The 12,626-nt window shown below is 62.9% G+C and carries 12 protein-coding genes; 9 read left to right on the forward strand and 3 right to left on the reverse strand.

The annotated features are described in order from the left end of the window. Positions 1 to 405 precede the first annotated feature (405 nt). The 5 genes from fadB to OUY36_RS08950 all read left to right on the forward strand — a co-directional run bounded on the left by fadB (position 406) and on the right by OUY36_RS08950 (position 7,659). Positions 406 to 2,553 carry a fatty acid oxidation complex subunit alpha FadB gene (gene fadB, locus OUY36_RS08930; RefSeq protein WP_152481130.1) on the forward strand — a complete coding sequence of 716 codons (2,148 nt, stop codon included), beginning with the start codon at positions 406 to 408 and terminating at the stop codon, positions 2,551 to 2,553. 18 nt (positions 2,554 to 2,571) lie between these two features. Beyond that, positions 2,572 to 3,747 (forward strand): acetyl-CoA C-acyltransferase FadA, encoded by a 1,176-nt coding sequence (gene fadA, locus OUY36_RS08935; protein ID WP_102841408.1) that lies wholly within the window; start codon positions 2,572 to 2,574, stop codon positions 3,745 to 3,747. A 132-nt stretch (positions 3,748 to 3,879) separates the two neighbouring features. Beyond that, positions 3,880 to 4,113: a DUF1653 domain-containing protein gene (locus tag OUY36_RS08940; protein ID WP_152481131.1), complete on the forward strand. Its 234-nt coding sequence runs from the start codon at positions 3,880 to 3,882 to the stop codon at positions 4,111 to 4,113. A gap of 288 nt (positions 4,114 to 4,401) precedes the next feature. Further along, positions 4,402 to 7,005 (forward strand): type I DNA topoisomerase, encoded by a 2,604-nt coding sequence (gene topA / locus OUY36_RS08945; RefSeq protein WP_267937661.1) that lies wholly within the window; start codon positions 4,402 to 4,404, stop codon positions 7,003 to 7,005. Between the two features lie 135 nt (positions 7,006 to 7,140). Beyond that, positions 7,141 to 7,659 carry a DUF6586 family protein gene (locus OUY36_RS08950; protein ID WP_267937662.1) on the forward strand — a complete coding sequence of 173 codons (519 nt, stop codon included), beginning with the start codon at positions 7,141 to 7,143 and terminating at the stop codon, positions 7,657 to 7,659. 15 nt (positions 7,660 to 7,674) lie between these two features. Here OUY36_RS08950 and OUY36_RS08955 read toward each other — a convergent pair whose 3' ends face one another. Next, positions 7,675 to 8,514 carry a DMT family transporter gene (locus OUY36_RS08955; RefSeq protein ID WP_267937664.1) on the reverse strand — a complete coding sequence of 280 codons (840 nt, stop codon included), beginning with the start codon at positions 8,512 to 8,514 and terminating at the stop codon, positions 7,675 to 7,677. A 207-nt stretch (positions 8,515 to 8,721) separates the two neighbouring features. Here OUY36_RS08955 and OUY36_RS08960 point away from each other — a divergent pair, with 207 nt between their 5' ends. Beyond that, positions 8,722 to 8,958 carry a hypothetical protein gene (locus tag OUY36_RS08960; RefSeq protein WP_102841404.1) on the forward strand — a complete coding sequence of 79 codons (237 nt, stop codon included), beginning with the start codon at positions 8,722 to 8,724 and terminating at the stop codon, positions 8,956 to 8,958. Positions 8,959 to 9,027: 69 nt separating this feature from the next. Here OUY36_RS08960 and sulA read toward each other — a convergent pair whose 3' ends face one another. Both sulA and lexA read right to left on the reverse strand, forming a co-directional pair. Beyond that, positions 9,028 to 9,507, reverse strand: a complete 480-nt coding sequence (gene sulA / locus OUY36_RS08965) for an SOS-induced cell division inhibitor SulA (RefSeq protein WP_063543637.1) — start codon at positions 9,505 to 9,507, stop codon at positions 9,028 to 9,030. Between the two features lie 10 nt (positions 9,508 to 9,517). After that, on the reverse strand, positions 9,518 to 10,126 hold the full coding sequence (lexA, locus tag OUY36_RS08970) for a transcriptional repressor LexA (RefSeq protein ID WP_063543635.1): 609 nt from the start codon (positions 10,124 to 10,126) through the stop codon (positions 9,518 to 9,520). Positions 10,127 to 10,326: 200 nt separating this feature from the next. Here lexA and OUY36_RS08975 point away from each other — a divergent pair, with 200 nt between their 5' ends. From OUY36_RS08975 to nagZ, 3 genes are read left to right on the forward strand one after another with little or no spacing between them, the layout of a single operon-like run. Beyond that, a complete protein-coding gene (locus tag OUY36_RS08975; protein ID WP_063543634.1) occupies positions 10,327 to 11,034 on the forward strand; it encodes a TetR/AcrR family transcriptional regulator in 708 nt (235 codons plus the stop codon). Positions 11,035 to 11,073: 39 nt separating this feature from the next. Next, a complete protein-coding gene (locus OUY36_RS08980) occupies positions 11,074 to 11,598 on the forward strand; it encodes a L,D-transpeptidase (RefSeq protein ID WP_267937667.1) in 525 nt (174 codons plus the stop codon). A 14-nt stretch (positions 11,599 to 11,612) separates the two neighbouring features. After that, on the forward strand, positions 11,613 to 12,611 hold the full coding sequence (nagZ, locus tag OUY36_RS08985; RefSeq protein WP_267937668.1) for a beta-N-acetylhexosaminidase: 999 nt from the start codon (positions 11,613 to 11,615) through the stop codon (positions 12,609 to 12,611). Positions 12,612 to 12,626: the final 15 nt, after the last annotated feature.

Genomic DNA, 12,626 nt, shown 5'->3' on the forward strand with positions numbered 1-12,626 from the left:
CGTACATGGCGTGCAACGAATTGCGGCAGTGTACCTGCTCGACTACGTCTAGGATTGACCCGGTTGGTGCGGCCCGGTTTCAGCTTTTGAAACGACTAGGTGACGCGTTCATCGCTGTGGTGAATGCAGGCAGATCGGCGTTGTCGATGATGACCGGGCAGTCGCGAAATGTCCGCTTGCGGGTGCCTTTCGGTTCGGCAAAGCAGCCGATTGACAATGCTGCGCTTTTCCCCGAAGGTGTGCCGACCCAAATCAAACGGGCGTATGAATCGAGCGTTTGCCAGAGCAGATGCCGATCACCCGGATTATCGTGTCGGTGGGTGTCGTTCGCCGCGAGGCGCGGTCGAGTCAGGGCCGAAGACGTGAGACACGTAACGTTCAGCTTCCATACCTGGAGATCAGTTGATGATTTACGAAGGTAAAGCCATCACGGTTAAGGCTCTTGAGAGCGGCATCGTCGAATTGAATTTCGACCTCAAGGGTGAGTCCGTCAATAAATTCAATCGCCTCACTCTCAACGATCTGCGCCAGGCTGTCGACGCCATCAAGGCCGACGCTTCGGTCAAGGGCGTGATCGTCACCAGCGGCAAGGACGTGTTCATCGTCGGCGCCGATATCACCGAGTTCGTCGACAACTTCAAGTTGCCCGATGAAGAGCTGGTTGCCGGCAACCTCGAAGCGAACAAGATCTTCAGTGACTTCGAAGACCTGGGCGTGCCCACCGTGGTCGCCATCAACGGCATCGCCCTGGGTGGCGGTTTCGAGATGTGCATGGCTGCCGACTATCGCGTCATGTCCACAGCCGCCAAGGTCGGTCTGCCGGAAGTCAAGCTGGGCATCTACCCGGGCTTCGGCGGAACCGTGCGTCTGCCGCGCCTGATCGGTGTGGACAACGCCGTCGAGTGGATCGCCTCCGGCAAGGAAAACCGTGCCGAAGACGCCCTCAAGGTGCACGCGGTCGACGCAGTCGTCGCTCCGGAGAAGCTCCAGGAAGCTGCACTGGACCTGGTCAAGCGCGCCATTTCGGGCGAGCTGGACTACAAGGCTAAACGCCAGCCTAAGCTGGACAAGCTCAAGCTCAATGCGATCGAGCAGATGATGGCCTTCGAGACCACCAAGGCGTTCGTCGCAGGGCAGGCCGGTCCGAACTATCCGGCCCCGGTCGAAGCCATCAAGACCATTCAGAAAGCCGCCAACTTTGGCCGCGACAAAGCCATCGAAGTCGAGGCTGCAGGCTTCGTCAAGCTGGCCAAGACCTCGGTTGCGCAGAGCCTGGTTGGCCTGTTCCTCAGCGATCAGGAGCTGAAAAAGAAGGCCAAGGCCTACGACAAGCAAGCGCGCGACGTGAAGCTCGCTGCCGTACTCGGCGCCGGCATCATGGGTGGCGGCATCGCCTACCAGTCGGCTGTAAAAGGCACGCCGATCCTGATGAAGGATATCCGTGAAGAGGGTATCCAGATGGGCCTGGACGAAGCCTCCAAGCTGCTCGGCAAGCGTGTCGAGAAGGGCCGTCTGACCGCTGACAAGATGGCTCAGGCGCTCAACGCGATCCGCCCGACCATGTCCTACGGTGATTTCGGCAACGTCGACATCGTCGTCGAAGCCGTGGTCGAGAACCCGAAGGTCAAGCACGCCGTGCTGGCCGAGGTGGAAGGTCACGTTCGCGAAGACGCGATCATCGCTTCCAACACCTCCACCATCTCCATCAGCTACCTGGCCCAGGCGCTCAAGCGTCCGGAAAACTTCTGCGGCATGCACTTCTTCAACCCTGTGCACATGATGCCTCTGGTTGAGGTGATCCGCGGCGAGAAGACCAGCGAAACCGCCATCGCTACCACCGTCGCCTACGCCAAGAAGATGGGTAAGAGCCCGGTCGTGGTCAACGATTGCCCGGGCTTCCTGGTCAACCGCGTGCTGTTCCCGTACTTCGGCGGCTTCGCCCGCGCCATTGCCCACGGCGTCGATTTCGCCCGCGCCGACAAGGTGATGGAGAAGTTCGGCTGGCCCATGGGCCCGGCCTACCTGATGGACGTCGTCGGCATGGACACCGGCCACCACGGCCGCGACGTGATGGCCGAAGGCTTCCCGGATCGCATGAAGGACGACACCCGTACCGCCGTCGATGTCATGTATGACGCCAATCGCCTCGGCCAGAAGAATGGCAAGGGCTTCTACGCCTACGAGATGGACAAGAAGGGCAAGCCGAAGAAGGTGGTCGACCCTGAGGCCTACGAGCTGCTCAAGCCGGTCGTTGCCGAGACGCGCGAGCTGTCCGACGAGGACATCATCAACTACATGATGATCCCGCTGTGCCTGGAAACCGTGCGTTGCCTGGAAGACGGCATCGTCGAGACCGCTGCCGAAGCCGACATGGGCCTGATCTATGGCATCGGCTTCCCACCCTTCCGTGGTGGTGCGCTGCGCTACATCGATTCGATCGGCGTCGCCGAGTTCGTCGCGATGGCCGACAAGTACGCCGACCTGGGCCCGCTGTACCACCCGACCGCGAAGCTGCGTGAGATGGCCGCCAACGGCCAGCGCTTCTACGGTTAATCGAGGGAGAGAGAATTCATGAGCCTGAATCCAAGAGATGCAGTCATCGTCGACTTCGGTCGCACCCCGATGGGGCGCTCCAAGGGCGGCATGCACCGTAACACCCGCGCCGAGACCATGTCCGCACTGCTGATCGACGGCCTGCTGGCGCGCAATCCGAAGATCGACCCGGCCGAGGTCGAGGACGTGATCTGGGGCTGCGTCAACCAGACCCTCGAGCAGGGCTGGAACATCGCCCGCATGGCCTCGCTGCTGACCCGCATTCCGCACACCAGCGCCGGCCAGACCGTGAGCCGCCTGTGCGGTTCGTCCATGAGCGCCCTGCATACTGCCGTGCAGGCCATCCAGACCAACAACGGCGACGTGTTCGTTATCGGTGGTGTGGAGCACATGGGCCACGTCAGCATGATGCACGGCGTCGACCCGAACCCGCAGCTGTCGCTGCATGCGGCCAAGGCCTCGGGCATGATGGGCCTGACCGCCGAGATGCTCGGCAAGATGCACGGCATCAGCCGTGAAGCCCAGGATCAGTTCGGTGAGCGCTCGCACCGCCTGGCGCACAAGGCTACCGTCGAGGGCAAGTTCAAGGACGAGATCATCCCGATGGAAGGTCACGACGAGAACGGCTTCCTCAAGGTCTTCGACTACGACGAGACGATCCGTCCGGATACCACGCTGGAAAGCCTGGCCGCGCTGAAGCCTGCCTTCAACCCGAAGGGCGGCACCGTGACCGCCGGTACGTCCTCGCAGATCACCGACGGTGCGTCCTGCATGATCGTCATGTCCGCCCAGCGCGCCAAGGATCTCGGCATCCAGCCGATGGCGGTGGTTCGCGCCATGGCGCTGGCTGGCGTTGACCCGGCGATCATGGGCTACGGCCCGGTGCCGTCCACCCAGAAGGTGCTCAAGCGCGCCGGTCTGACCATGGACGACATCAGCCACGTCGAGCTGAACGAAGCCTTCGCTGCACAGGCGCTGCCGGTGCTCAAGGACCTCAAGCTGCTCGACAAGATGGAAGAGAAGGTCAACCTGCACGGCGGCGCGATCGCCCTGGGTCACCCGTTCGGCTGCTCCGGTGCGCGTATCTCCGGCACCCTGCTGAACGTGATGAAGCAGAACAACGGTACGCTGGGTATCGCTACCATGTGTATCGGTCTGGGCCAGGGGATCAGTACGGTCTTCGAACGCGTCTAACAGACAGATGCAAATGACTGCGCTAGGCTGACAGCCATTCTCGCGACTGGGCGGGAGGAATTGTCAGCCGGTGCATGGAAGCCGGGGCCTGGTGCCCCGGTTTTTCTTTTTTGTATTTGTGTGGAGGTAGGCATGCAGTTGCAGCCGGGGCGTTATCGCCATTACAAGGGGCCGGAATATCGCGTATTCGCTGTTGCGCGGCACTCCGAGACGGAGGAGCCGGTGGTGTTCTATCAGGCACTTTATGGGGAGCGCGGACTCTGGGTACGCCCGCTGTCAATGTTCACCGAGAGCGTCGAAGTGAACGGCGAAACGGTCCCGCGTTTCGCATTGATCGAAGCCGAAACGAGTGTTTTCGGCGGTTGAGCTGGCCACCGGCCACCAGGTCCACGCTTGACCTCACCTCCATCGCCACTATATATAGCGGTGCTTTTCAGGCAGAGCGAAAACCTTGCTGTCCGCTTGATGGCATCGAACCGCCGCTCTGATTCGCTCCAGAAGGAGCCGGGCAGGGCGATTGTTCTGTCAGGTCGCCCCGTTCGCAAAACGCGCACGAATGTTCGCTGATGCCTTGCCGTCTACCGCCGGCACGGGTATTCAAACTGCCGGAGGCATTGCCTCTGTTCACCTCTAGATTCAGGAACTCTCCTCTCCATGGGTAAATCGCTGGTCATCGTGGAATCACCGGCCAAGGCCAAGACAATCAACAAGTATTTGGGCAACCAGTACGTGGTGAAGTCGAGTATCGGCCACATCCGCGACCTCCCCACCAGCGGCTCGGCCAACAAGGAGCCGGTCAAGCGCGGCAAGGCTGCGGCGGCCGAGGCGCCAGCGCTGTCGCCCAAGGAGAAGGCCAAGCGTCAGCTCATTACCCGCATGGGGGTCGACCCTGAGCATGGCTGGAAGGCCAAGTACGAGATCCTGCCCGGCAAGGAAAAGGTCATCGAGGAACTTCGTCGCCTGGCCAAGGAAGCTGACACCATCTATCTCGCGACCGACTTGGATAGAGAGGGGGAGGCCATCGCCTGGCACCTGCGTGAGTCGATTGGCGGCGACGACAGCCGCTACAAGCGCGTGGTGTTCAACGAGATCACCAAGAAGGCGATTCAGGAGGCCTTTTCCCAACCGGGCGAGCTCGATCTGAATCGCGTCAACGCGCAGCAGGCGCGCCGCTTTCTCGATCGCGTGGTCGGCTACATGGTTTCGCCGCTGCTCTGGGCGAAGATCGCCCGCGGCCTCTCTGCCGGTCGCGTGCAGTCGGTGGCAGTGAAGCTGGTGGTCGAGCGCGAGCGCGAAATCCGCGCGTTCGTTCCGGAAGAATACTGGGAAGTGCATGCCGACCTGGCGACTACCCAGCAGGCCAAGGTGCGCTTCGAAGTCGCCCGCGAGAAGGGCGAGGCGTTCAAGCCGCTGAACGAGGCGCAGGCCAATGCTGCGCTGGAGCAGCTCAAGGGCGCCAGCTACAGCGTAGCCAAGCGCGAGGACAAGCCGACCAGCAGCAAGCCTTCGGCGCCTTTCATTACCTCGACCCTGCAGCAGGCAGCGAGCAATCGCCTCGGCTTCGGCGTGAAGAAGACCATGATGATGGCTCAGCGCTTGTACGAAGCCGGTTACATCACCTACATGCGTACCGATTCGACCAATCTGTCGGCTGATGCCATCAGCATGGTGCGCGGTTTCATCGAGGGCGAGTTCGGCGACAAGTACCTGCCCGAGAAGCCGAATCTGTATTCGAGCAAGGAAGGCGCGCAGGAAGCGCACGAGGCGATCCGCCCGTCCGATGTCAACCTGCGGCCGAACCAGCTGTCCGGCATGGAGCGCGATGCCGAGCGTCTGTACGAGCTGATCTGGCGCCAGTTCGTGGCCTGCCAGATGCCGCCGGCGCAGTACCTGTCGACCAGCGTTACGGTGGCTGCCGGTGATTTCGAGCTGCGCGCCAAGGGCCGTATTCTGAAGTTCGACGGCTACACCAAGGTCATGCCGCAGCAGAGCAAGGCTGGTGAGGACGACGTGCTGCCGGAAATGAGCAAGGGCGACGCCATGAAGCTGCTCAAGCTCGACCCGAGCCAGCACTTCACCAAGCCGCCGGCGCGCTATTCCGAAGCCAGCCTGGTCAAGGAGATGGAGAAGCGCGGCATCGGCCGGCCATCCACCTATGCGGCGATCATTTCCACCATCCAGGATCGGGGCTACGTCTCGCTGCACAATCGCCGTTTCTACTCGGAAAAGATGGGCGACATCGTCACCGAACGCCTCTCCGAGAGCTTCAACAACCTGATGGACTACGGCTTCACCGCCGGCATGGAAGAGCATCTGGACGACGTCGCCCAGGGCGAGCGCGACTGGAAGCATGTGCTGGACGAGTTCTACGGTGATTTCCGCAAGAAGCTCGAGGTCGCCGAGTCCAGCGAGAATGGCATGCGTGCCAACCAGCCGACGCTGACGGACATCCCGTGCAAGGTCTGCGGCCGGCCGATGATGATCCGCACCGCGTCCACCGGCGTGTTCCTCGGTTGTTCCGGCTACAGCCTGCCGCCGAAAGAGCGCTGCAAGTCCACCGTGAACCTGATTCCGGGTGACGAGATCGCCGCCGATGACGAGGGCGAGTCCGAATCCCGCGTGCTGCTGGGCAAGCATCGCTGCCCGATCTGCAGCACCGCGATGGATGCCTACCTGCTCGACGAGACGCACAAGCTGCACATCTGCGGCAACAACCCGGACTGCTCCGGCTACGAGATCGAGGAAGGGCAGTACCGCATCAAGGGGTACGAGGGGCCCAGCCTGGAATGCGACAAGTGCGGCAGCGAGATGCAGCTCAAGACCGGTCGTTTCGGCAAGTTCTTCGGCTGCACCAACGCCGAATGCAAGAACACCCGCAAGCTGCTGAAGAATGGCGAGCCGGCGCCGCCGAAGATGGATGCGGTGAAGATGCCGGAGCTCAAGTGCGAGAAGGTCGATGACACCTACGTGTTGCGTGACGGCGCTTCCGGGTTGTTCCTGGCTGCCAGCCAGTTCCCGAAGAACCGCGAGACCCGCGCGCCGCTGGTGCGTGAGCTGATCCCGCACAAGGACGAGATCGATCCCAAGTACCACTTCCTGCTCCAGGCGCCGCAGCAGGATCCGGAAGGCCGCCCGGCGGTTATCCGCTTCAGCCGCAAGACCAAGGAGCAGTACGTGCAGAGCGAAGTCGACGGCAAGCCCACCGGCTGGAAGGCGTTCTACGACGGCGGCAAGTGGCAGGTCGAAGACAAGCGCTGATCCCGACTCGACCGACTCGCCAGGCGAGTCGGTCGGATTGATTGCCTCACGGCCACGCCGTCTGTTCGTCGTTCGCGCTGGTGCAGCGTTCGTCGAAGGTCCATTCTCTGCACATTCTCTTCCGGAGAGCATGCCATGGCTCACGAGCTCTACACCCGTACCAACCAGAAGATCTTCTTTGCCGGCCTCTCGCTGGAAAGCTGGCGCAAGGCCGAAGAGACTGCCTCGATGAACTCCCAGGGGCTGATTCAGGCCGAGCGCGAGGCATGCCTGTTTCACCTGTACGGCGCGCTGCTCGGCCTGTGCCACGAGATCGCCGGTTACTATCGCTCGCCGGGCGCCGATGCGCCGGTGGTGGAGGCGTTCCTGACGCGCAGCGTTCTAGAGGCGGCGCCGAGTCCGGAGCTCGCCGAGCTGCTGGAACTGTCGGAGCAGCCGAGCACCTGGCTTGGGCAGTTGCTGGCCGCCTACCGTCAGTTATCCCAGCCGCCACGGGCCCCGGCCAAGGTCAAGACCGACCCACGTCAGCCGCTGATCGAGGCGGTTACTGTCGAGGATGAGACTCCGCCGCTGAGCCGGGCCGAACTGGAAGCCTGGCGGCAGAACCTCAAGGGGCTGGCGCTGCGCTTCCGCGAGTCGCTCACCGAGTGGTGATCAGGTAACGCCGTGCTAGCGGCGATGCCTGATGCTTAGCACCAGGGCGATGCCACCCAGAATCGCGGCACCAGCCAGCAAAAGCGTTGTGGTCACCGCCTCGCCCAGCAGCACGGCACCGGCAACAGCCGAGAGTAGCGGAACGCTGAGCTGCACGCTGGCCGCCTGGATTGCCGCGAGGCCGGGCAGGGCGGCGTACCAGATAGCGTAACCGACCCCGGACGTCAGTGCCCCGGACAGCAGCGCGTAGATCACGCCGGGCCAGTCCCATGTCTGCTGGCCCAGCAAGAGCAGGCAGAGCAAGGCGGCCAACGGAACCGCCCGTAGAAAATTGCCCGCCGTGGCTGCAAGCGGTGTGGCGGTCCCTCGCCCGCGAAGCGAATAGACGCCCCAGGCGACGCCGGACAGGAGCATCAGCAGTGCGCCACCCAGGGGTGGGGTGCTGCTCCCCGGAAGTAACAGGATCACCAGTCCGGTCACCGCCAGCAGCAAGCCGACAAGCTGCCCGGCACTGAAGCGCTCGCCTCTCAGCAAGCCCCAGGCAAGCATGCTCAGCTGCACGGCACCGAACAGCAGCAGAGCGCCGGCGCCGGCGTCGAGGTCGATATAGGCGAAGGAAAAACAGGCCGCGTAGATGAACAGCGCCGCGGCATTGATCCAGTCACCACCTAGTGGTTGGTCGGTCCTGTCGAAGCGCAACAGCAGCCAGAGGGTGAGCGCCCCGGCGGCGATCCGCAGGCCGGTGAAGCTGGCCGGATCGATGGCGGTGTCCCGTAGCGCGATCCGGCAGAGGATCGAATTGCCGGCGAACGCCAGCATGGCCAGAGCGGTGAGCAGCAAGGTGCGGGTGGTCATGCACGATTCCTTGTCCCGGCGCAGAGATGCGCGCGCTTTTTTCAGCGCATGCTACGTTGCCGATCCGCCCGGGGCACGTCATTTTCTTGGACGGATTGCTCGATACATGTGTCCCGCAGCGCCCCCTCGTGGGTGGTCTGGAAAGCCAAAGGCTGCCCCGATCCCGGTCGGCTGTTACAATGGCCGCCTTTCACGCGGAGCTGATCCATGCCTACATCTTTTCTTGAAATCGTCGAGCTACCGGACGGGCGCATCGTGCTTCGTCGTGCCGAGGACGAAGAGGTGTTGGTCACGCTCGACTTTTCCGACGACGCCAAGCTCTTCCTGCAGGGGCAGCACGTGGAGATCGCCAAGGCGATGTTCAATGTGGGTGTTCAGATGGCGGGTCGGATGACGGAAGGCGATTTCGATCACGATGACGACGAGCCACGCGTTCTGCACTGAGCGCAGCTGCGGCGCCGCGGCGGTTCCACCATCGCTTCATGCCAGGCAGCACGTCCCTGTGCTTGCCACTCAACAACCCAGACGAATATTCAGGCTCTGCGCTTCGCCCAGACTGGCGGCGTTGCGCAGCTTGCTGCGTGTCGCGTCGTCGAGGTGGCCGAGCCAGCTGATGACGGTATGGCTGCAGCCGGACGCCAGTGCCTTGCACGCCAGTTCCAGCGCACCTTCTGCATTGCGCGGTTGCAGGAGGATGATGCGCTCGCGATTCAGGCCGCACTTGCGCAGGAAGTTCTGTGAAAGGAAGGCGGGCGGCGCGATCAGTGTCAGCCAGCGGCTGTCCGTCGCATCGCCGAGTTCGCGCAGGATCGGCGTGAGCAGCAGATGGCAGTGCTGGCTGCTGCCGCTGAGGCTCAACTCGCTCAGGTGATCCTTTTTCTCCTGCTCGGGTTTGCTGCGCGGTGCGAGGCTGCCGAAGGGGGCCAGGCTTTGTGCGATGACACCGTCGAACAGCGATAGCTGGGGCCGGGAAGTGCTGGTCTGGTACTGCATAACCTTCTCCTCAGCGGCGTATAACGCCGACACTCAAGCCTTCGATGACCAATTCCTGATGTTCGAGGTCGACTTCGATGGGGGCGAACTCCGGGTTCTCCGCCAGCAGCCAGACCTTCTTGCCGTCGCGCTTGAAACGCTTGACGGTCACCTCGTCGCCGACCCGCGCCACCACGATCTGGCCGTTGCGGGCCTCACGGGTGGTGTGTACGGCCAGCAGGTCGCCGTCGTAGATGCCGATGTCCTTCATGCTCATGCCGTGCACACGCAGCAGATAATCGGCGCGTGGATGGAAAAAGGCGGGGCTGATCTGGCAGGATTCCTCGACATGTTGCTGAGCCAGTATCGGGGCGCCGGCGGCGACGCGGCCTATGATCGGCAAGCCGGTTTCGGCGGGCGTGGGTTCGAAGTCGGGAATACGTATCCCGCGTGATGCGCCGGGCGTCATCTCGATAGCGCCTTTGCGGGCAAGCGCCTTGAGGTGCTCTTCGGCGGCATTGGGCGACTTGAAGCCGAGCTCCTGAGCGATCTCCGCGCGGGTTGGCGGGTAACCGTTGTCTTCCAGGCAGCGCTTGATGAAGGCGAGGATTTCCGTCTGGCGAGGCGTCAGCTTGATCATGTCTGTCTCTGTTCTTTTATACAGTGCCTGGGATTATATACAGTGCTTCGGCCTTGGCAATGAATGTTTCTCGGTGGCGTAGCCGGTGTGCGGCGCAGCGCGTCTGCGACAATGACGCTAGTGCCGCAAGGCGTTTCGTGGTTGACTTGCCGGTCGGTGAAACGTAAGTTTCAAACAGTTGTTTGTCTTTCGGAGGGGGCATGGCGCAGTCGGAAACAGTTGAGCGCATTCTTGATGCAGCGGAACAGCTGTTCGCGGAAAAAGGCTTCGCCGAAACCTCGCTTCGTCTGATCACCAGCAAGGCTGGGGTCAACCTGGCGGCGGTGAACTACCACTTCGGTTCGAAGAAGGCACTCATCCAGGCAGTGTTCTCGCGCTTCCTCGGGCCGTTCTGTGCCAGCCTGGAACGTGAGCTGGATCGCCGCGAGGCGCTCACCGACAAGAAGGACACGCTGGAGGAGCTGCTGGAAATCCTCGTCGAGCAGGCACTGGCGGTCAAGCCGCGCAGCGGCGACGACCTGTCGATCTTCATGCGGCTGCTTGGCTTGTCCTTCAGTCAGAGCCAGGGGCACCTGCGGCGCTACCTTGAAGACATGTACGGCAAGGTGTTTCGCCGCTACATGCTCAAGGTCCATGACGCCGCGCCGGCCATTCCGCCGATCGAGCTGTTCTGGCGTGTGCATTTCATGCTGGGGGCCGCGGCATTCAGCATGTCCGGTATCAAGGCGCTGCGTGCGATCTCCGAGAACGACTTCGGCGTCCGCACATCGATCGAACAGGTGATGCGCATGATGGTGCCATTCCTGGCCGCCGGCATGCGGGCCGACAGCGGCATCGATGACAGTACCCTGGCGGCGGCGCAACCCGTCGCGCGGCGCAACGCAGCGGCCATTCCGGCCAAGGCTTGAGCTACAAGGCTACCGGGGGATCGGCTAAGCTAGCCGCCCATGGCCTTTCTCGATCTTCTGCATATTTCCATCGCTGACCAGCAGCTCTACGGCTTTGCCGGTGGGCAGCTGCGTCTGCGCTTTCCCGTGTCCACCGCGCGTAACGGCGTCGGCGAACAGAATGGTTCCGGCTGTACGCCGCGCGGCGTGCATCAGGTGCGTGCGCGCATCGGCGACGGCCTACCCGAGGGGGCAGTGCTGCGCGGGCGGCGCTGGACCGGCGAAATCTGGTCGCCGGAGCTGCACGCGAGGTTCCCCGGACGCGACTGGATACTCACTCGCATCCTCTGGCTGAGCGGTTGCGAGCCGGGCGTCAACCGGATGGGGAAGGTCGATACCTTCCGCCGTTACATCTACATCCACGGCACGCCCGATTGCGAACCGATGGGTGTGCCGCTTTCCCACGGTTGCGTGCGTATGCGCAATGCCGATCTGCTGCAACTTTTTCCCAGGGTGTCGCCGCACTGTCCGGTGCACATCACCGAGGCACCTTGCCCAGGCTGGGCTGCCGCTGAACTCGAATAAGGATCTGCGTCTGTATGCACGGTTCATTGATGCTGGATATCGCCGGCACCTGGCTGACTGCCGAGGATCGGCAGCTGCTGCGCCAGCCCGAGGTGGGTGGGCTCATCCTGTTCGCTCGCAACATCGAATGCCCGCGCCAGGTGGACGAACTGTGCCGCGCGATTCGCGCCGTGCGCCCCGATCTGCTTCTGGCGGTGGATCAGGAGGGCGGCCGCGTGCAGCGGCTGCGCCAGGGTTTCGTGCGGCTTCCGGCGATGCGCGAGTTGGCCCGTTGCGCCGACGCTCCCAGGCTGGCCGAAGCCTGCGGCTGGGTCATGGCCAGCGAGGTGCTTGCCGTGGGCCTGGATTTCAGTTTCGCCCCGGTTCTCGATCTGGATCATCAGCGAAGCGCGGTGGTAGGCGCGCGCGCCTTCGAGGGTGACCCGCAGATCGCGGTGACGCTGATCGATGCCTTCATCCGCGGCATGCACGCCGCCGGCATGGCCGCCACCGGCAAGCATTTCCCCGGGCATGGCTGGGCCGAGGCCGATTCCCATGTTGCGATCCCGGTCGATGAGCGCAGCCTCGACGAGCTGCGCCGATGTGATCTGATTCCCTTCCAGGCATTGAGCGGCACGCTCGATGCGATCATGCCGGCGCATGTCATCTATCCGCAGATCGACGAGCAGCCTGCTGGGTTTTCCCGGCGCTGGCTGCAGGACATGCTGCGTGGCGAACTGGGCTTCAAGGGCGTGATCTTCAGCGATGATCTTTCGATGGCCGGAGCGCACGTCGCCGGCGACGCTGCGGACCGGATCGAGGCCGCCCTCGGCGCTGGCTGCGACATGGGACTCGTCTGCAACGACCGTGCGGCGGCCGAACTGGCGCTGGCCGTGCTGCAGCGCTTGAAGGTCACGCCGTCGGCTGCACTGTCGCGCATGCGTAGCCGGGCGGGTAATGCGACGGACTACAAGCAGACCCCTCGTTGGCTGGATGCCATTGGCGCGCTGAAAGCTGCCGATCTAATTGACTGATCGCTCACATCTCAA

Source organism: Stutzerimonas sp. R40042 (assembly GCF_026642215.1).
GTDB lineage: Bacteria > Pseudomonadota > Gammaproteobacteria > Pseudomonadales > Pseudomonadaceae > Stutzerimonas > Stutzerimonas frequens.

Bases quoted from the DNA above. Each gene is read 5' to 3' on its own strand.
- fadB (WP_152481130.1), top strand. From the start codon at position 406: ATGATTTACGAAGGTAAAGCCATCACGGTTAAGGCTCTTGAGAGCGGC.
- fadA (WP_102841408.1), top strand. From the start codon at position 2,572: ATGAGCCTGAATCCAAGAGATGCAGTCATCGTCGACTTCGGTCGCACC.
- OUY36_RS08955 (WP_267937664.1), bottom strand. From the start codon at position 8,514: ATGACCACCCGCACCTTGCTGCTCACCGCTCTGGCCATGCTGGCGTTC.
- topA (WP_267937661.1), top strand. From the start codon at position 4,402: ATGGGTAAATCGCTGGTCATCGTGGAATCACCGGCCAAGGCCAAGACA.
- OUY36_RS08950 (WP_267937662.1), top strand. From the start codon at position 7,141: ATGGCTCACGAGCTCTACACCCGTACCAACCAGAAGATCTTCTTTGCC.
- nagZ (WP_267937668.1), top strand. From the start codon at position 11,613: ATGCACGGTTCATTGATGCTGGATATCGCCGGCACCTGGCTGACTGCC.
- lexA (WP_063543635.1), bottom strand. From the start codon at position 10,126: ATGATCAAGCTGACGCCTCGCCAGACGGAAATCCTCGCCTTCATCAAG.
- OUY36_RS08960 (WP_102841404.1), top strand. From the start codon at position 8,722: ATGCCTACATCTTTTCTTGAAATCGTCGAGCTACCGGACGGGCGCATC.
- sulA (WP_063543637.1), bottom strand. From the start codon at position 9,507: ATGCAGTACCAGACCAGCACTTCCCGGCCCCAGCTATCGCTGTTCGAC.
- OUY36_RS08980 (WP_267937667.1), top strand. From the start codon at position 11,074: ATGGCCTTTCTCGATCTTCTGCATATTTCCATCGCTGACCAGCAGCTC.
- OUY36_RS08940 (WP_152481131.1), top strand. From the start codon at position 3,880: ATGCAGTTGCAGCCGGGGCGTTATCGCCATTACAAGGGGCCGGAATAT.
- OUY36_RS08975 (WP_063543634.1), top strand. From the start codon at position 10,327: ATGGCGCAGTCGGAAACAGTTGAGCGCATTCTTGATGCAGCGGAACAG.